The organism is Nitratireductor sp. B36 (assembly GCF_020833685.1).
In the GTDB taxonomy this organism is placed as follows: Bacteria; Pseudomonadota; Alphaproteobacteria; order Rhizobiales; family Rhizobiaceae; genus Nitratireductor.
Window position 1 is genome coordinate 744,564 of record NZ_JACKZY010000002.1, and the last position, 19,093, is coordinate 763,656.

A 19,093-nucleotide genomic window follows, 5' to 3' on the forward strand; every position below is an offset into this window, starting at 1 on the left:
CCGCGCCAAAGCCAGAAATCTCGCCGTTGCCTAACGGTAGTACGGCGAACGGCAGGACCGGCGTGGGCCGTGGTAGGGCTGAAACGTGTTATCCGACGCGCGGTAGGAGCGATAGCGATTGTAACACCACCGCACATGGGCACGTGACAGTCTCACCGGCTGGCCGTAGTAGGGGCGCGCGGGACGCGGGCGGACGTAGCCAGGACGGTAGTAATAGGGAGCTGGCCGGCCGAACTCCAGGTAAAATCCTGCGCGCGGGCGATGCCTGTTCCAGTTGCGGCGTTGTTTATGGTGGCGCCATTTCCTGTGGTTGCGGTGATTTACCTGCGTTACAGGCGTTTCTGCAGCCGAACGCTCTACCGCTCCGGAAGTCGCGCTACCAGCGATACCGAGTGTATTGGCATTTGCAGGTGCGCCGACGAAAGCGAAGCCAAGGGCGATCAGGCCCGAGCACGCGATTTTTGTCAGTCCGTGTTTCATAGTGGTCTCCTGGTTTCCAGACCCCAAAAAGCCCCTTCATCCCATCCAACAAGCAATGTCAGAGATGCTTACACTATCAGAAGCAAGCATAATCTCCATGAACGCGCGATGAATGGAGAAGTTGCCTGTTTTTTGCACCGAGCTCAGGCTTGTAATCCGTGCTCGAGCGTTTAAACGTTCATGCATGTCGCTGCGGCTTGCCACTTTCAACGTTGAAAATCTGATGAACCGGTTCGATTTCTCCGGTTTCCGCAACGATCTGCATCGCGATCGCGCGCTATCGCTCTATGAAATCGAGGATGAAGCGCATTATCGCGCGCTCGAACAGGCGCGAGCCGTAGCGTTGACGGACGATGCGAGGCAATTGACTGCGCTTGCCATCGCAGCGACCCGTGCAGACATTCTGTGCCTTCAGGAAGTCGACAACCTCGCCGCACTCAAGGCATTCGAGTACGGCTATCTCTTCAAGATGATCGGGAACGGTTATCGGGAGAAGTATTCGGCGTCGGGGAACGATTCACGCGGGATCGATGTGGCGGTGATGATGCGGCCGATGACTGCGCATGGCCAGCCGATCGAATTCGAGCGCCTGACCAGTCATGCCCATGTGACCTTCTCGGACCTAGACCTTCACAACAACGCTCTGGCTGACCTTGGTATCGAACCGCAGGACCGCATTTTCCGCAGGGATTGTCTGGAGCTGGACATCAAGATCGCTGGCCGCCCCATGACGCTCTACGTCGTGCACTTCAAGGCGATGAGCCCGCCACGAAATGGGATGGATGGCCGTACTGCCTCGATGCCGGTGCGAATGGCTGAGGCGGCTGCGGTCCGCCGCATTATCGAAGAGCGTTTCGGCGGCGCCGCGCGGGCATCTTCGAAGCGCTGGGTGGTGTGCGGCGATTTGAACGATTATCGCGAGCGCCTGGTCATTTCCGGAGAAGCGCATGAGGGATATCGTTTCGAGCCTGTGCAGGAAACGCTTTCCAGCGTCAACACGCTGACCGCTGGCGGCTTCTGCGAGAATCTGGTGGAGCGCCGACCTGAAATGGATCGCTGGACGCTTTATCACACCAGAGGGCCCGAAGAACGACATCTATGCCAGCTCGATTACCTTCTTGCTTCAAAAGCGCTCGCTGAGCGCAATCCACGGGCAGTACCTGAGATCATCCGCTCCGGTCAGCCATGGCGCACGATCTTTCCACCGGAGCAGGATGTACCCCGTTTTCCCCGCGTGGGCTGGGATCGCCCGAAAGCTTCCGATCATTGTCCGGTGGTGGTTCAACTCGACATAACCTGATCGGGCGGAGAGCCGGGAAAAGCGTTTATTCGTGCCGAAGGGCATCGATCGGATCAAGACGGGCGCCGCGTAGGGCGGGGAAAAAGCCGAAGACGATGCCGATGAACATAGAAACTGTGGCGATCGCGGTGATCGCGGCAGGGCTGGGCACGAAATCCACATTCATAAGAGCGGTTACGACCCAGGCGATGCCAAGGCCGATGCCGATCCCGATGACACCTCCAAGCAGTGACAGAACGGAGGCTTCTGTCAGGAACTGAACCAGAATGTCGCGCTGGCGCGCACCGATGGCCATGCGGATGCCGATTTCGCGGGTGCGCTCGGTTACCGATACCAGCATGATGTTCATGATGCCTATTCCGCCGACCAGAAGGCTGATGGCGGCGATCGCGCCGAGTATCGCCGTGACATTGCCAATAATGCTGCTCGCCTGGCGCATATATTCGGCCATGTCCTCAACCTGAAAGTCATCATTCCGTCCCGGTGCAATTCGGCGGAGACGGCGCATCTCCTCCGCCACCTTTGCCTTGAGGGTAGGGATAGATGCCTCGCTGGGTGCGTTGATCAATATCTGCTCAACATCGTTCTTTCCGCTGATGCGGGTTTGAAACAACCCGAGCGGCATCATCACGATAGTGTCCTGATCTCCGGAAAATGAGGCTCCCCTGGCGGAAAGTTCGCCGACAATCCGACAGTGGAACGAGCCAAGCCGAATGCGTGCGCCGATCGGATTCTCCACACCGAAAAGCGCTTCTGACACCTTGCTACCAACCACGCAAATGCTGGCATTGCTGGCCAGTTCCACGGCTGTGGGCAAGCGTCCCCGTTTTAGCGACCAGTCGCGGAGTCCGAAATAGGCGCGGCTAACGCCCAGAATCTGACCAGAAAGTCCCCGCGCTCCATAGGAAACACGGAGACGGGTCTCTGCATGCCCGGCAACGATCCCATAAGGGCCGATGGTCTTCTCGAGAGAGAGTAGATGCGTATTTGTCAGCGCGCGTGCTGTCGCGACGGCCGGCATGGATGGATCCGTGGGCATGCCGGCGAAAACGAAGATAAGGCGGCTTCCAAGACCGGCCATCTCAGAACGAATTTTTTCCCGCGCGCCGCCACCGATCGTCAGCAGCGCGATCACCGCGGCGACGCCGATAATCACTCCGAGCAGTGTGAGAAAGGAGCGCATCTTGTTCCGGACGACCGAGAGAAGCGCCAAGCGAACCGACTCAAGCAGCATCAGCCCATTCCCTCATCGCAACTGTCATAAGCGATCCGCCCGTCCCGAAAGCCGATCTGCCGCCCGGCAAAGGCTGCGATATCCGCTTCGTGTGTAACCATCACAATGGTCAGGCCCTGCTGCCGGTTGAGATCGGTCAAGAGCGTCATGATTTCATGGCTGCGCTCGGTGTCCAGATTTCCGGTCGGCTCGTCGGCCACGAGCAGGGTCGGTTCCGAGACGAGTGCGCGGGCAATCGCGACCCGTTGCTGCTGACCACCCGAGAGAGCGCTTGGGGTGTGATGCTCACGCCCTTCAAGCCCGACCTGCGCCAATGCTCTTCGCGCCAAGGTCCGGCGTCTGGGGGCCGACAGACCGCGATACACAAGAGGTAGCTCCACGTTGTCGAGAGCGGTGGTTCGTGGCAGCAGATTGTAGCCTTGAAACACAAAGCCGATGTGCCGGTTGCGCAGGTCGGCGCGAGTTCCCTTGTCCAGGCGACCAGCCTCAGTTCCGTTAAAATAGTAGTCGCCACGCGAGGGGGTGTCGAGCGAGCCCAGAATGTTCATTGCGGTGGATTTCCCCGAACCCGATGGCCCGGTGACCGCCACAAATGATCCTTTCTCGATCTGGAAGCTGACATCCGACAGCGCATGGATCTGCATGTCGCCTTCGCCATAGCTGCGCCAGACTTTCGAGAAGGCAAGAAGCGGGGAAGACCCGGGCGGCGCATTCATTGTATCAACGCACCGAACTGCTCGCCGGTGATGACCTCCTGACCAGCCAGGAGGCCGGAGATAACCTCGGCCTTTTCCCAGTTGCGTACACCAAGCTTCACGCGGACCGCTTGTGGTTTGCCGTTCTCAAGTACGTGGACGAGCATGAGATCGTTTGAGCCTTCGGATGCGGCCGGAGAGGATAGGTCTTCCAGGATACGGGGCCGATAGCGCAGGGCGCTGGTGGGAATGAGGAGAGCGTCGCGAACTGCGTTGGTTCTGATCGAAACAGAGGCTGTCATGCCCGGACGCAGTTTTAGATCGGTGTTGCGTACGTCGAGATTCGCCTCGTAGGTGACCAGATCGTTTTCGCTCGTGTGTTCAAACGAAACATTGCGGATTGTTGCGTTGAAGCTCTCATCGGGATAGGCCTCGACGGTGAAACTCGCCTCTTGTCCGCTTCGCACCGCACCGATGTCGGCCTCGTTGATTTTCGCGACCAGTTCCATCTGGTCCAGATTTTCGGCCAAGATGAAGAGCACGCCGTCATCGGAGGAGGCAAATATTGTTTTGCCGGGTTCGGCCTTGCGTGCCAGAACCACTCCGTCGATCGGCGAGCGGATGGTCGTCCGGGCGAGGTCAAAGCGTCTCAGTTTGAGATCGGCCTCTTTGGCCTTTAGATCGGCTCGTGCGGTGGCGACACGGGTTTCGGCGCGGTCATGCTCGGCCTGAATATCTTCCAACTTCTGTTCGCTAAGGGCATTTCTTGCTTTTAGCGCCATGGCTCTTTCAAGCTTGCGCCCGGCTTCGCGCAAGGAAATTTCCGCGTCGGACAGGCTTGCCTTTGCCGTTGCCACAAACGCTTCTGCCCGTTCCACGGCATATTCGAACACTGTAGAATCGAGCGTGGCCAGTATATCGCCGCGGCGGATGCGCTGGCTCTGTTGCACGGGAACAGAATGGACTGTGCCTTTCAATTCGCTTGAGATCTCGACTTGAGTGCGAGGCCGCAAAACCGCTGTTGTTGCCACTTGAACGACGAGATCACCCCGCTGGACGGGTTGCACCGTGTAAGCGCTGTCTCTCTGACCTGACTGGGTGCCGGCGAGAACCCAAACACCCGTTGCCAGAATTGCTGCACCTGTCAGGAGCAAGGGCCACCGGCGGCGTTTCGGGTTGAGGGCGGTGTTTTTCTCCCGGTTCTGTGCGGTTGCCGGCCCGTCAACTTCATGGTTGGTCATGTCCATGGTCGCCTGTTGTTTGCGGCGCCCCCCTTTCGTTCTGACGTGGTATGAGGAAAGTGGGCAAAAGATGGCGAAGCAGGGCGAGCTCTGCCGCATTGCCGCGATGAGATGAATTTTTCTGTGAGAGGCGAGATGACTGGTCGAAACTATTATATTTACGACGTTTTTTCCGATGAGCCACTTTCAGGAAACCCATTGGCCGTGGTGCTGGATGCGGACGGGCTGGACGATGCGGCGATGCAGCGGATCGCGGGGGAGTTCAATCTGTCGGAGACCGTTTTTGTCGGACAGGCGGCGAGCAAGAACCACACTGCACGCCTCCGTATCTTCACGCCGCGTACGGAATTGCCTTTCGCCGGCCATCCCACGGTGGGAGCTGCGATTGCTCTTGCCGAGCGGGCAGCTAAGACAAGTGGCGCTCCCCAGACTTCCATCGTGATGTTGGAGGAGGCGGTAGGGCCAGTGCGCTGCGCAGTGACGGCGGGGAAGGGGGCGGCCTATGCGGAGTTCGATCTGCCCAGGCTTCCAATGTCGCTCCCGTTCCCCATAGAGCCGGAAGCGGTGGCGGCGGCGCTTGGGCTTGGTCATCACGAAATCGGCTTCGAGAACCACACGATCAGCACCTGGAGTGCAGGTGTGCCTTATGTCTGTGTGCCGGTGGCCGATCTGGGGGTGGCTCGCCGTGCGCGGCTCGATGCTGGCCTGTGGCGTTCGCTTCTTCCTCAGATGGAGGGACCGTCTGCCGCTCCCTATGTTTACTGCCGGGAGACGGTCAACCACGATCACGCATTTCATGTCCGCATGTTCGCCCCTGATGACGGGATTCCCGAGGATCCGGCAACAGGATCGGCGGCGGCTGCCTTTGCAGGTGCGATCATGCAGCATGATGCGCTTGTCGATGGAGCGCATGGGTTCCTGATCGAGCAAGGCATTGAAATGGGGCGGCCTTCCAGCATCCGCCTTGAAGTCGACGTCCACCACGGCGCGATCACTTCTGCCCGGATCGGCGGTCATGCGGTGCGCGTGGCGGAAGGGAAACTGTTGATTTGAGCAATAAGTGACAAACTCATGTCAGAGTGTCTTGCATGCGTGGCCGAAACCGTTTAAGGAGCCGGTCATTCGGTTGACGGCGACCTGATCGCCGCCCGAAATGGTCGGGTGATTAGCTCAGTTGGTAGAGCAGCTGACTCTTAATCAGCGGGTCACAGGTTCGAGCCCTGTATCACCCACCAATCTTTTACTCATTGTATTTCAAACGGAATCTTTGGCCCCACCGGTGGAGCTATGCACGCTGCATGCGCTGCCATGCATATGTTCATGGCCGTAAGGATGGACGCTGAGAGGGGTTTGGCGGCATTATAGAGCTCGCTTTTTCTTCATGATCGAAGCCAGACAGGTTTGAGTAACAAACAACACTCTAAGCAGAACGAAGATCGCCGCCGCGCGATGCTAGCGGTGTTGAGACGGCGTGGCATCGTCTCCGGAACAGTGCTCGATGCAATGGCCGAAGTGCCGCGTGACCTGTTTGTGCCGGAGCATCTCGCCGAGCTCGCCTATGAGGATGGGGCGCTGCCCATTGGTGACGGGCAGACCATATCGCAGCCCTATATCGTTGCCCTGATGACCGAGGCTGCCGAGCTCAAACCGGAAAGCCGGGTTCTGGAGGTGGGTACGGGCTCGGGCTATTCCACGGGCGTCCTGTCGCGGATCGCCGGGCATGTTTTTTCGATTGAACGTCACGATTCACTTGCGATCGCCGCGCGTCGGCGCCTGGCAGATGTGGGCTACCTCGACAATGTGAGCATCGTCGTGGGTGACGGGACGCTGGGACTGCCGGAGGAAGCTCCGTTCGACGCCATCATCGTGGCCGCAGCAGGACCGCGTGTGCCGGAGGCGCTGAAAGCGCAGCTCGCTCTCAACGGGCGGCTCGTCATGCCGGTGGGCTCTGCTGCAGGATTCCAGCAACTCAATTGCATCGTGCGTGAAGGGGAAACCGACTTTCGCACCGAGGTTCTCGCGCCGGTGTCCTTCGTCCCGTTGATCGGCGCCCAGGGCTGGCAGCGCTGAAGCTCCGCCTGGCTTGAACCTGAAAGGCGGAGATCTTCGCGAAGGATTTTTCTGCGGAACTTTTGTCGCCTGGCGGTGTTTCCAGTCAAGGCGCGCACCCACCATCCCCCCCGACCCGAACCCAGCGCGCCGTTTGCCGGCCAGTTTCCTGGCCGGCTTTCTTTTTTCGGGATCAATAGTCTTTTTCGAAGAATATACCGAGGCTTGAATTACCATCGGATCCCACCGCGCCGCGCGCTTTCAGATCCTCGGTAATGTCGAGATTGATCGTGCCCCGCGTCGTGCCTTTCGCGCCGGCTTCAACCCCGAGATAAATATTATCCTGGATGTAGCGACCCGCGCGCACCGCCGCGTTGCCCTCGCTGTCGGTGACGACATCCAGATCGTCGAGCCCCGTCGCATTGCGCAAAGAGCCCAGAAGAGAGCTGTTGGATCCGCCGGCGAGTTCTGCGGCGGCGGCAGCTAGCTGGGCAATCTGAACGGCAGAGAGCTCGTCGATGCCACGATTGAAGATGAGGCGGGCAAGCACTTCATCCTCGGGCAATTCCGGTTGCGAAGAGAACGTGATGTTCAGGTCGGAGACACGGCCGTTCACATTGATGAACACGATGATATCGTTGCCGCGCGAGCGGGCGATGAAGTCGAGTTGCGGATCGAGATCGCCCACCAGGGTGACTTCTCCTTCGTCGAAGGTTATGCGCTGACCGATGATCGACAGGCGGCCGCGAATGAGCTTGAAACCTCCGACCGGCTGAATGTTCGTTACCGGTCCTGTCAATCTTACCGAGCCACCGAGTTCCGCATCGAGGCCGCGACCGCGTACAAAGATGCGGGCCGGCGCTGTCACATTGATGTTCAGCCGCATAACGCTCGGCCGTGCGGAGGGCATCGGCGTACCGTCCTCTGCGCGTGCACGCTCGAGAGTGCGCTGTACAGCGGGGGGCGGATCGATATGGCGCACATTGATCTGAGCAGCGCCGCCGCCGATGCTTTCGGGCACGAGAATTTCGGCCCGCTCCACATTCACCTCGCCAGCAAGCAGCGGATCGCGGGTGAGGGCCCCTGTCATGGTCAGGGCACCGTTGACGGTCGCCGTCACCATTTCTCCGTCCGTGTGTCTGGCGTTGTTCAGCCCGATCCTGAGATCGGCGGGAAAGCCCGCCTGCGCATTGGTTGAAATCGTGCCGGATACGGAAACCCTGCCGCCTGCCGCCAGGGCCGCCGACCCTTCCGTGATCGATATCCGATCGCCATTGATGGCCGCAGCCAGGCGGACGTCGCCGACGCGCAGATTGGTGAGCGGATCAACCGCTGACGCGTTGGCAGTCGTGATTGTGCCGTTGACGACGGGATCTGCCACGGCGCCGGAGACGCGGATATTGGCGGAGGCGGTTCCGGAAAGCTGGGTTCCACGATCGGCAAGGAAACGATTGGCGATCGAAAGCGGTGCGGTGCCTGCAAGGTCAAGCCCAAGGCCGGACCCGGACAGCGGGATCGTGCCGCTCGCTTCTATTCCCAGCCCTGACGGGCCATCCGCCGTCAGTCGGGCAAGCTCAATCGCGTTGCCCGCGTAACGTCCGCTGGCGGCGAGTTGAAGCGGGCCGAGGCCGGCGCTGGACAAAGGTGCAGCCCGCAGACCGGTGGCACGCATGTCGAAGCTTGCCTGCGGCTCGGTGAGTCTGCCGGTCACCCGTGCGCTGCCTGTCAACTGCCCGGCAAGGTCCTGACCGCGAACGACACGGTTCAGTGCGGCCAGTGGGAAAGCGTTGAGAGCAACATCCAGGGAAAGCTGACCGTCGTCGATGGGGACCGCGCCACGTGCTGTGGCGTTCAAACCTTCCGGGCTGGTGATGGCGGTGTCGACGTTCAGTCGATCGCCATTGCTCGTCCCGGCAGCATTGATCGTCAGCGTACTCAAACCTGCTTGCGTCAAGATGGGAGAGGCGATCTGGCGTCCGTCGATGTCAAAATTGACAAGCGGTCTGTCTCGTGTGCCCTTGATCTCTGCCTTGCCGTCGAGCGTCCCGCCAAGACCGAGCTCGGGCTGGATCGTATTGGCGATGGAAAGGGGGACGCTTTGGAGATTGACCGCGAGATCGAGAGCATTGGCGAAGCGACCTCCGGCCGTAATGCGACCGCCCGCGACATCGAGCACCAGCGGATCCAGTGTGAAGGCCTTGCCTTCCACAAGAAGGGACGTGGGGTCCACAAGACGGGCCTTTACCGCCCCCTGTTCCAGGCGGAGTTCGTTGAGCCTGAGGCGATAGCCTTCGCCTTCAGGTGCGAGTGCGCCCTGGGTTTCAATTTCAGTGCCCTGTTCAAGCAAGGCTTTGCCTTCGAAATCCGTGGCCCCTTCATTCTGGCGCGCGGTGGCTTCGACCAACGTAATGTTCAGGCCGCCTGCGCTGATCCCCTTGGCATTGATCGAGCCGACGGCGGAGGGCACCCCGAACAAATCCTCGATTGTTGCAGCAATTGCCGCATTTGAAATGCGCGTCTGATCGACGGCGAGATCGCGGACAGTGGCGTTTACGTCGGCAATCTGGCGTTCGTCCACATGGGAGAGGGAGAGATCGGCCTTCACGCTGCCGGTTGCCTCCCGGAGCAGCAACGCAGCCGCCGTGGAAACATCGGCGGCGTCGACATTGATGCGACCGTCGATCAGGCTTTTGCGCACATTCTGAACAAGATTGCCGCTGGCAGTGGCACCTCCTGCTCGGAAGGAAAATTCAGTCAGCCGCCGTTGATCCGGTGAAAGAACGAGTTGGCCGGACAGGTCCACTCGCTCCCCAGCCAGGAAGGCGGAGCCGTCGAGGGCCCCCGTCAGGACTTCATCTTCCAGTTGCCCATCGAAACCGACAGTGGCCTCGCTGAGGTCCCGGCCGGACAATCTGCCGCGCGGCGCATCGGCTTTGACTGTGAGATTGATGCGTCCCTCTGCCCCCTCAGCGCGGCCTGTGGCTGTCAGGCGGCCTGATGCATTTTTCGCGACGAGGGCCATGTTTTCCAGCGCAGCGTCGAAGCGGAAGTTCGCTGTTCCGGTGGCAAAGGTACCGTCAGCCTGCATGTTGAACTGATCGTTTGCGAGGGAGAGCGCGCGTGCAGTCAATCCTTCAGGACCTCGGGCCACACCGCCCTTTATGCGCGTGGTGCCCGCAAGCAGCTTGCCGGCAACTTCGTTCTCGATACGCAGGTCGGTTGCCGTACCGTCGAGGTCGAGATCGAATGCGCCGCTGATGGGGCGCACGGTGCCATTGGCGGCGAGATTGACCGAACCGCCCAGTGCCTGACCCGCAAGGCCAGAGAAAGGGGCAATGTCGCTCGCTCTAAGCTTGATATCGCCGTTAAAGGCGAAATCTCGGATCTGGCCGGTGAGGGCGGTCTGCAGTCCGTTTCCGGAAATGCTAACCTTTTCCAGCACGACGGGATTGCCAGCCTGCCAGTCGCCGCGCGCCATGATATCAAGGGTGTCGCCGAGTGCTTCGGCGATCTTTGCTTGTGTGGCAGTGATCTCGGAAAGGCCTCCGTCGATCTCGAAGCTTATCCGCCGGGAAAGTGGATCATTCAGGTTTTGCGCCAACCCGCCCATCGTGAGGATGGTACGTCCGGCGGCTAGTTCTGCGGTCTGAAGTCCATTCAGCTCAAGCTTTCCGTTCCAACGCTCGGACCCGGCCTCGCCGAAGGTGATGTCCAGTTTTGCCGATTGAAGAGAGGTCTGTCCACCTGCAACGGGCAGAAGCACGCGGTCGCCCTTGGGGTTGGCTACTGAAGCGCCAAGTGAGAGAGCAGTGAGGAAATTGTCGCTGCTGGTCTCTGCAACGGCTTCGATGCGCATGGAGGCGCTGGCGACCTGAAAATTTTCAAGCAGGACCCCGCCACCTTTCTTCGAAACGCCATTGACGTTGATGCGGGTGCCGGCGCCGAAGAAATCCTGAAACTGGGCCGGCACGAGCCTCTTGATGGTGCCGGCGAGGCGGGCGGAAAAGCCCAGGCCCTCCTCGCGTTCGCGAAGCCGTGCCGTGCCGCCAAAAGCGGGTACGCCGTCCGCCTCAAGTGCAAGTTTGATGTCGAGCTGGCTTAGCGGTCCGCTGCCGGCAAGGGTGAGTTTGAGTGGCGGGCGGCCCTGGACGTTGAGAAGATTGGCGACCACGCCATTGGCCGGCTCATCGAGAACCAGATCGAGATCCAAAATCTCGGTTTCGTTGGAATACGCAGCTTCAAGCGCAAACTGGCCGCCAGGACCGTCCAGACGCTGCACGTCGAAATTGCTCTCGAGCGTTCCGCTGTCGATTTTGAGAGCGCCGGTCAAGGCGAGGTCGGCGGAAAGGCCGAAGACTTCTTGTCCGAAAGATGCCTGTTTTATCTCGAGCGCTTCGAGATTCACGGCAAGCGGCAGTTCCGGGACCTGGAAAGAGCGCGACTCGGGCGAGGGCAGTCCCTTATCGGGCAGTGGACGGCGTGTGACCTCAATATTTTCGGCGGCAAGCTTTTGTACTTCGAGACGCTGGCGCAGCAGTAGCGTGGAGCGGCTCCAGTCGATGGAGGCGTTGCTGATGCGCAGCCAAATCCCTTCCCTGTCAGCGATGGTGATTTCACCGATGGTGGCCTGTGAAGACAGCGCACCGGAAATGCCGGAAATGCGAATCTGCCGGTTGGGCGTGGAGAGCTGATCTTCCAGAAGACGCGTGAAGAATGAGCGCTCTTCATCGGGCGTGCGTTCACTGGGGGTGTCCTGCGCCATGGCGGGCAACAGGACGAAGAGCAGGATCAGAGCTGCGAAAAAGCGGATCAAAACGCTTGTCCTATTCCGACGTAAAAGGCAACGCTCGGATCGCCGTCGCGTCGATCGAGCGGAACGGCGACATCGAGACGCACGGGACCCAACGGGGTGAGATAGCGCAGACCGGCGCCGACACCGATCCGCACATCCTCCGAGAAGTCGGGGAAGGATTCCGCCCCAACGGTCCCGGCATCGATGAAACCGACGACGCCAATAGAATTGGTAACGCGCGCGCGCAGTTCGGCAGACGCTTCCATCAGCGACCGTCCGCCCGCGATACCATCCTCCATCTCCACGCCGATGTTTCGATAGGCGTAGCCGCGGACCGAACCACCCCCGCCGGCAAAGAACAGCTTGTCGGGCGGCGTTTCGTCAATGGGCGCGCCGACCAAGGCACCGATCTTGGCGCGTCCGGCCAGAACGAAGCGGCCGTCACTTCCGAAATCATGGTAGGCGCGGCCTTCCAGAAGCATCCGCGCGGCCAGGTTGCGGTATTCCATTTCGTAAAATGGTTCGAGCGACAATTCGGCAAAAAATCCTTCGGTCGCATCGGCGGGGTTGTCCCGGCTGTCATAGGTCAGCGTGCCCGAGAGGCCGACGGTGGTGAAATCCCGTGTTCCGAAGTCGTCTTCGAAGCGGGCGCGGCCGGCATTGGCGAACAGGCTTCCAGACAGGGCTTCAGTAAACTCGTGCCGGAAGCCAAGTTCGGCGCTGACTGCCGTGCGTGTATAACGTTCGAGAACCTCCCGGTCGCCGAATATGGAGGCCTGGAAATCCGTGTCGGGCGTATAGACACCGGGCTTGATGAAAGTGGCGCCAACGCGGTAGGTCAGATCTTCAGGCTTGAACGTGTTGCCGATGCCGGAAACCTGCCCTTCGAAACGGAGTCGTTCAGCACGGCCGAAAAGGTTTCGGTGCATCCAGTAGGCTTGTACGCCAAGCCCGTCGAGCGTTGAATAGGTGCCGCCGACACCGAACCGGCGGGGCAGGCGTTCCTGGACGATAACGGCGAGTGGGAGGAGACCATCGGCCCCGATCTCGTCCGCTTCCTCGATCCGGGCGGAGCGAAAAACATCAAGCTTCGACAGGCGCTCGCGGGCGCGGTCAATATCGTCCGGGTCGTATTCGCGACCGGGGACCAGACCGGTCTGCCGCGCCACGAAGTCGGGATCCATCCGTTCCGTCCCGCTGACGGTGACAACGCCATACGCTGCACGGCGACCAGGCTCAACGGTCAGGATTGCGTCCACCGTTTTGGTTTCATGCGCGGCGGTAACGCGACGCTCCACGATCTCAGCCTTGGCATGTCCCTGATGGCGCCAGGCTTCAACCGCGAGGCGACCTGCCTTCAGGATGGTACCGGAGGCAGCGACTTCTCCTGACTGGAAACCTTCTTTTGCCGGGTCTTCGACGCGATCATTGCGGTTCAGCGGCGGCGGCGCCTGATTGATGATCCGCGCCTGGTCGAAATGAAAGACAGAGCCCGGGTCGACGGCGACGCGAACGCTGGCTGGATTGGCAATATCCGCGTCAATGGGAAGCCCGGATACCTCCTGCCCGTCAATGGTGATGCTGATGGAGCCGCCATAAAGCGCCGAACCGTAGAGCGTGTTGAGGAGACGGCGATAGTCGCCGCGCGCCTTGACGATCAACCCCGCAGCACCCGAAGCGGGTTTCTCGCGGTCCGCCCAGAGAGAGGAGGCGCCCTTGAGTTTTTTCTCGGTTTCGTCCGCGCCATAGGGGAGGACAAATTCTACCGTGTAATTCCAGGGTTCACCGATTGTGTCCGGCTCTTCGGCAGCTTTGTCCTTGCCAAACAGCTTTAAGCCGAACAGCTCGAAGGCATTGGCAGAAGGCGGCGAAAAGGCGAGCATGAGCGCGAGCAGCAACGGCCCGTGCAAACGCCGACCCATCGACGGTCTCGCGTCGATTCCACTCAAACCCGTCTCCCATTCTCGAGCTGAAGTGTCGGTCACCAACCTTGCCGTGACGTTAACGCCTGTCGCCCGTATGCTGCAAAACAGTGCGGTTAAACCACAAACCGCTTTTGCGGCCAATGCGGCTTATCGGGTCAGGCCAGACAATTGTGGCTTAAAGCCGGCGTTATTGGGAATGAAGCGAGATCGGAACCAGGAAAGGCCGGAAAGGTTGTGTCATTGATGACAAAGATGCTCAACTGCCTCGACTGAGCTGAACAATCGCTGACGGTCGGGTTTTCAGGAAAGGTGCGTATTGCATGGCACAAATGCCCCGAGAGCAGAAGCGCGTTAACCGGAAGCCGCCTGTACGTGCGAGGCGAACGGCTCCTGTCCGTCAGACAAAATATCGTGAGAGCAAAGACAGGCCCGTCTTCATCGTGGACGGCGCACGGACCCCTTTTCTGAGGGCGCGCGGAAAGCCGGGTCCATTCACGCCGGTAGACCTTGCCGTTCAATGCGGGCGGCCCCTGCTGGCGCGACAGAATTTTTCTCCCGCCAGTTTTGACAAGGTGATCCTCGGCTGTGTCAACGTCCTTGCCGACGAGATGAACCCGGCACGGGTGGCGGCACTGCGGCTCGGCATGGGTGATGCGATGCCGGCCTTCACTGTTCAGATCAATTGTGGTTCCGGGATGCAGTCGATAGACACCGCTTTCCGAACGATCGAAGCGGGAAAGGCCGATCTTATCCTTGCCGGAGGAACCGAAGCGCTTTCCCACGCGCCACTGGTGTGGCCGCAGGAAGGCGCTGCTTGGTTTGGCCGTTTCGCTTTTGCCAAATCGGTTTTAGAGAGGCTCGCCGCCCTGGGCGCGTTGCGACCGCGCATACTCAAGCCGGTCATCGGGCTTGAGCGGGGACTGACCGACCCCGTCACCCAGCTCAATATGGGGCAGACGGCCGAGAAAATCGGCCATATCTTCAATATTTCCCGTGAAGCGGCTGACGCTTACGCCCTGGAAAGTCACCAGCGATTGGCGAGGGCACAGAAAAGCAACACTCTCAAAGGGGAAGTCGTTCCTGCAGTGACCCGCGATGGCGTCTTATATGACCATGATGACGGCGTTCGCCCGGATACCTCGATGGAGCGGCTCGCCAAGCTGAAACCCGCTTTTGAGAAGCCTTTCGGCAAGGTCACCCCGGGCAATTCTTCGCAAATCACCGATGGAGCCTCCTGGGTGATCCTTGCGTCCGAAGAGGCGCTCAAGAAGCACGGTCTTACCCCGCTGGCCCGGATTGTCGACAGTGAGTGGTCGGGACTTGATCCGTCCATCATGGGTCTGGGGCCGACATTGTGCTCGACGGCGTTGCTCGAACGGCAAGGTCTGACCCGTGAGGACATTGAATTGTGGGAGCTGAATGAGGCTTTTGCGGCGCAGGTTCTTGCATGCCTCGCGGCGTGGGAGGACGACGACTATTGCCGCCATGTTCTCGGGCTCGAAGCTCCGTTCGGCCGCATCGACCACAATCGCCTTAATGTGGATGGGGGAGCAATCAGCCTCGGGCACCCGGTGGGAACCAGCGGCAACCGGATCGTACTTCACCTGGTCAACGCCTTGCGCAGAGGTGGTTTCAAACGCGGTGTGGCAACCGAATGTATCGGCGGCGGCCTTGGTGGCGCGATGATGATGGAGGTGGTTTGATGGCTGTTGGAACGATGCCTGCTGGCAAGCACCTCAACCGAAACCGGCTCGCGCTCGGTCCCGCCGCGCAGGAGGTCGCGAGAACCGAACATTGGTCGCTGTTCAAGGACGGGGACGCTGTTGCCTGGCTGGTGCTTGACCGGGCGGGGGAGAGCACGAACACGCTTTCCGAACCGGTGATGACCGAATTGGAGACCCTGCTGGAAAAGGTCGAGGCGGTGCAGCCGAAAGGGCTCGTGCTGCGCTCGGGCAAAGCCGGAGGTTTTATCGCCGGAGCCGATATTCGCGATTTTTCCGGTGTTTCTCAAACGGATGTGGTGGAAGCCCGCATGACGCGGGCCCATGCGATCGTTGACCGTCTGGCTGCGCTCCCCATGCCGAGCGTTGCGGTGGTCCACGGCCATTGCCTCGGCGGCGGGCTCGAGCTGGCTCTCGCGTGCAGGTTCAGGATAGCTGTCGAGGGAGCGGTCTTCGGGTTTCCCGAAGTGCTTCTCGGACTTCATCCCGGACTGGGAGGGACGTTCCGGCTGCCGGCGCTGATCGATCCGGTCGAAGCCATGAAGATGATGCTGACCGGAAAATCCGTGCATACAGCCAAGGCACGGAAGTTCGGCCTGGTCGACGCCGTGGTCGAGGAGCGACATGTCGTGAACGCGGTCAAAGCGGCCATCTCGGGAGATCTGAAACCGACAAGGCGCGGCGCGGGTTTGAGCCGCTTCTCGTTTTATCGGGGTCTCGCCGCGCGCAAGATGCGTTCCATGGCTGCCAAGCATGCGCCGGAGGAACATTATCCCGCCCCTCATCGATTGATCGACCTTTGGGAAAACCACGGCGCCGGGAAAAAAGACGTGATGCAGAAGGAGGAAATCCGCTCCTTCTCGCGTCTTTTGACCGGTGAGACGGCGCAGAATCTCATCCATGTCTTCTTCCTGCGTGAAACTCTGAAGGCTGGAGGAAAGGGGACGAGCGACATTGCGCAGGTTCACGTTATCGGTGCCGGGACAATGGGCGGGGATATTGCCGCATGGTGCGCGGCGCGCGGTCTCAGGGTCACGCTGTCCGATCTCGATGAAAAGGCTCTTGCGGCAGCAATCGGAAGAGCAGGGAAGCTTTTTGATACACGTCTGCATAGCGGGATCGCCAGACGCGACGCATCCGATCGGCTGACACCGGATTTTGCGGGCGATGGTGTCAGGCAGGCTGATCTGGTGATTGAGGCGGTTGCGGAAAAGGCCGAGGTCAAGCGCAAGGTTTTCGAGACGGTCGCGCCTTTGATAAAGAAGGACGCTATTCTTGCGACGAACACGTCCAGCATCCCCCTGAAAGAGCTGCGAACGGCTGTTCCGTTTCCCGAAAGGCTGCTGGGGCTGCACTTCTTCAATCCTGTCGCACGCATGGAACTCGTCGAAGTCGTTTCACATGATGGGGTTTCGGCTGCGGCGCTGGCGCGGCTTAAAGCTTTCTGCGGCTCTATCGACAGACTTCCCGCAGCGGTCAAAAGCTCGCCGGGCTTTCTCATCAACCGCGTTCTGACGCCTTACCTCACCGAGGCGTTTGTTATGCTTGACGAAGGCATGGAAAAAGAAACCATCGATCAGTCTGCGGTTTCGTTCGGCATGCCCATGGGGCCGATCGAACTTGCCGACCGCGTCGGCCTGGACATTTGTCTTGAAGTGGCGCGCACCATGCGGGCCGGTCTCGACACCCCAGTACCGGATGTGCCCGCCTGGCTGGACTCCATGGTGGCGGAAGGCCACACCGGGCGGAAGGCGGGGCGCGGGTTTTATACCTACGATAGAAATGGCGAGCCGCGAAAAAGTGCCAAACACCCCGAGCCGCAGGCGGCCATCACGGATCGCCTGATCCTCCCCATGCTCAACACTTGCGTGACCTGCCTGCGCGAAGGCGTTGTGGGGGACGAAAAAACGCTTGAGGGGTCGATGATCTTTGCCACGGGGTTTGCTCCGTTTCGGGGCGGGCCGCTTCGATATGCGCGTGCGCGTGGCATAGAGGAGATCGTTGCCGCGCTTGAGCGCCTGCAGGCGCAGCACGGCGATCGCTTCAATCCCGATCCGTATTGGCGAAATTTATCTTCGGGTTGAAAAATCCCGGGAACTCAGCCCGATCCGGAGTCTTCTTCCTAGAGTGAATACTTCAAACAGGAGGCAAAGATGCCGGCAAAATCCAAGGCGCAACAAAAAGCCGCCGGTGCCGCCCTCGCGGCCAAACGTGGTGAGACGTCCAAGTCGGAGCTCCAGGGCGCGTCGAAGGAAATGTATGAATCGATGAGCGAATCGGAGCTCGAAGAGCTTGCGGAGACGAACCGTAAAGGGTTGCCGAACCGGAAGGACTGAGGCGCGCTCAACAGCGCGCCCGCTTCCGGTTCAGCCGGCGGCGGTTTTTTTTACCGGTTTATCCAGCCTGGCGGCAATGAAACGCTGCAGCCGTTTGGCCGCCTCGCGCAGCGTTTCCTCATCCTGGCACATGGAAATTCGGATATGCCCTTTGGCGGCATCACCGAAACTGGCGCCCGGCAAGACTGCGACATTTTCCTGGTTCAGGAAGTCCCAGGCAAATTTCTCGCAATCCTGCTCTATCGCCCGTATGTCGAGCATTACATACATGCCACCCTGAGAGCCGCGCACGATCACGTCGTTCAAGCCGCGCACCGCATCAAGAAACGCTTCGCGCCGTCTGGTGTAGAGCTCTGCGATCTCACGCATGCCGAACCCGTTCTCTGCGGCAGCGATGGCCGCGTGGGAAGTGAAATCGGGCAGACCGTAGGTGGCCACGAGGTTGAGATTGGTCAACACGGCGATCATGTCGGCGGGCCCGGTGAGCCATCCGACCCGCCACCCGGTCATGCCGTGGCTCTTCGACAGGGAATTGATAACCAGCGTGCGCTCCTTCATATCGGGCAGGGCGCGCGGCGAGATGTGCTCCTTCTCCGAGCGGATGGTCCAGTAAACCTCGTCGGACAGGAGCCACAGATCGCGTTCGCGGCAGATCTCTGCGATACGCTCGATCGTGGCGCGAGAGTAGACGGCTCCGGTGGGGTTGTTGGGCGAATTGATCAGGATTGCGCGCGTGTCTGCTTCGAGTGCGGCTTCGATTTCCTCGAGGCTCGGCTCAAAATCGTTTTCCGCATGGGTTTCGATTTCCGTATAGCGCCCCCCGGCGGCGCGCACCGTGCCTGGATAGGTGGCGTAATAGGGCGAGACGATTACCGCATGATCGCCCGGGTCGAGCACCCCCTGGAAAGCCGCGTAGAGCGCGCCCTGGCCGCCGATGGTGACCATGATCTCTTCGGAGCTTGTCCTGGTCCCTGTGCACTCTTCCGACAATTTCGCCAACGCCTGTCGCAGGCGGGGCAGACCGGGAAGTTGCGTGTAGTGGTGATGGCCGCCCTGGACGGCATTGACGCAGGCTTCGACCGTACCTTCCGGAGTATCAAAATCGTGGTCGCCCACAGACAGCATGATGACGTTTTCACCGGCTTGCTTGCGGGTCATGGCGGCGAAGTGGATTTCCCACCCGTTTTTGCCGGACGGGACGATGCCTGAAATGCGGGAGGAGGGCTTTGGCATTGGGGGCTCCAGGGGCGAACTTGGCATTCGACTTGAAAAAAACAGGCCCTTCGACTACGAGGACCGGCGCATTGGTCGGCGTTTTAG

The 19,093-nt window shown here is 60.2% G+C and carries 13 protein-coding genes and 1 tRNA gene; 7 read left to right on the forward strand and 7 right to left on the reverse strand.

Going from position 1 to position 19,093, the window contains the following annotated elements:
* Nucleotides 1-30: 30 nt before the first annotated feature.
* Entirely contained in the window at nucleotides 31-480 is a 450-nt protein-coding gene (locus H7H48_RS10165) for a BA14K family protein (RefSeq protein ID WP_229448941.1), read from the reverse strand.
* 184 nt (nucleotides 481-664) lie between these two features.
* Between H7H48_RS10165 and H7H48_RS10170 the strand changes: the two genes are divergently transcribed.
* Nucleotides 665-1,780, forward strand: a complete 1,116-nt coding sequence (locus tag H7H48_RS10170; RefSeq protein WP_229448942.1) for an endonuclease/exonuclease/phosphatase family protein — start codon at nucleotides 665-667, stop codon at nucleotides 1,778-1,780.
* A gap of 25 nt (nucleotides 1,781-1,805) precedes the next feature.
* Here the strand turns inward: H7H48_RS10170 and H7H48_RS10175 are convergent, their stop codons facing one another.
* The 3 genes from H7H48_RS10175 to H7H48_RS10185 are packed head-to-tail and all read right to left on the reverse strand — an operon-like array spanning nucleotide 1,806 to nucleotide 4,950.
* On the reverse strand, nucleotides 1,806-3,014 hold the full coding sequence (locus H7H48_RS10175) for an ABC transporter permease (RefSeq protein ID WP_229448943.1): 1,209 nt from the start codon (nucleotides 3,012-3,014) through the stop codon (nucleotides 1,806-1,808).
* Nucleotides 3,014-3,730, reverse strand: a complete 717-nt coding sequence (locus tag H7H48_RS10180) for an ABC transporter ATP-binding protein (RefSeq protein ID WP_229448944.1) — start codon at nucleotides 3,728-3,730, stop codon at nucleotides 3,014-3,016. The genes H7H48_RS10175 and H7H48_RS10180 overlap by 1 nt, the downstream gene beginning before the upstream one ends.
* The gene (locus tag H7H48_RS10185; protein ID WP_229448945.1) at nucleotides 3,727-4,950 is read right to left on the reverse strand and encodes an efflux RND transporter periplasmic adaptor subunit; all 1,224 of its coding nucleotides are present in this window, start codon (nucleotides 4,948-4,950) and stop codon (nucleotides 3,727-3,729) included. The genes H7H48_RS10180 and H7H48_RS10185 overlap by 4 nt, the downstream gene beginning before the upstream one ends.
* A gap of 135 nt (nucleotides 4,951-5,085) precedes the next feature.
* Here H7H48_RS10185 and H7H48_RS10190 point away from each other — a divergent pair, with 135 nt between their 5' ends.
* From H7H48_RS10190 to H7H48_RS10200, 3 genes are all read left to right on the forward strand, one after another.
* Nucleotides 5,086-6,003 (forward strand): PhzF family phenazine biosynthesis protein, encoded by a 918-nt coding sequence (locus H7H48_RS10190; protein WP_229448946.1) that lies wholly within the window; start codon nucleotides 5,086-5,088, stop codon nucleotides 6,001-6,003.
* A gap of 106 nt (nucleotides 6,004-6,109) precedes the next feature.
* A tRNA-Lys gene (locus H7H48_RS10195) sits at nucleotides 6,110-6,185 on the forward strand.
* Between the two features lie 166 nt (nucleotides 6,186-6,351).
* Nucleotides 6,352-7,020, forward strand: coding sequence for a protein-L-isoaspartate(D-aspartate) O-methyltransferase (locus tag H7H48_RS10200; protein WP_255663540.1), 669 nt, complete (start codon nucleotides 6,352-6,354; stop codon nucleotides 7,018-7,020).
* Nucleotides 7,021-7,192: 172 nt separating this feature from the next.
* Here H7H48_RS10200 and H7H48_RS10205 read toward each other — a convergent pair whose 3' ends face one another.
* Both H7H48_RS10205 and H7H48_RS10210 read right to left on the reverse strand, forming a co-directional pair.
* Nucleotides 7,193-11,812 carry a translocation/assembly module TamB domain-containing protein gene (locus H7H48_RS10205; protein ID WP_370633344.1) on the reverse strand — a complete coding sequence of 1,540 codons (4,620 nt, stop codon included), beginning with the start codon at nucleotides 11,810-11,812 and terminating at the stop codon, nucleotides 7,193-7,195.
* A complete protein-coding gene (locus H7H48_RS10210; RefSeq protein WP_229449238.1) occupies nucleotides 11,809-13,713 on the reverse strand; it encodes an autotransporter assembly complex family protein in 1,905 nt (634 codons plus the stop codon). The genes H7H48_RS10205 and H7H48_RS10210 overlap by 4 nt, the downstream gene beginning before the upstream one ends.
* Nucleotides 13,714-14,036: 323 nt before the next feature.
* Here H7H48_RS10210 and H7H48_RS10215 point away from each other — a divergent pair, with 323 nt between their 5' ends.
* The 3 genes from H7H48_RS10215 to H7H48_RS10225 all read left to right on the forward strand — a co-directional run bounded on the left by H7H48_RS10215 (nucleotide 14,037) and on the right by H7H48_RS10225 (nucleotide 17,773).
* On the forward strand, nucleotides 14,037-15,419 hold the full coding sequence (locus tag H7H48_RS10215; protein ID WP_229448947.1) for an acetyl-CoA C-acetyltransferase: 1,383 nt from the start codon (nucleotides 14,037-14,039) through the stop codon (nucleotides 15,417-15,419).
* Nucleotides 15,419-17,521, forward strand: coding sequence for a 3-hydroxyacyl-CoA dehydrogenase NAD-binding domain-containing protein (locus H7H48_RS10220; protein WP_229448948.1), 2,103 nt, complete (start codon nucleotides 15,419-15,421; stop codon nucleotides 17,519-17,521). Before H7H48_RS10215 ends, H7H48_RS10220 begins: the two co-directional genes overlap by 1 nt.
* A gap of 69 nt (nucleotides 17,522-17,590) precedes the next feature.
* Entirely contained in the window at nucleotides 17,591-17,773 is a 183-nt protein-coding gene (locus tag H7H48_RS10225) for a DUF3008 family protein (protein WP_229448949.1), read from the forward strand.
* Between the two features lie 30 nt (nucleotides 17,774-17,803).
* Here H7H48_RS10225 and H7H48_RS10230 read toward each other — a convergent pair whose 3' ends face one another.
* Complete coding sequence (locus tag H7H48_RS10230; protein WP_229448950.1) at nucleotides 17,804-19,006, reverse strand: pyridoxal phosphate-dependent aminotransferase; 1,203 nt, start codon at nucleotides 19,004-19,006, stop codon at nucleotides 17,804-17,806.
* Between the last annotated feature and the right edge of the window lie 87 nt (nucleotides 19,007-19,093).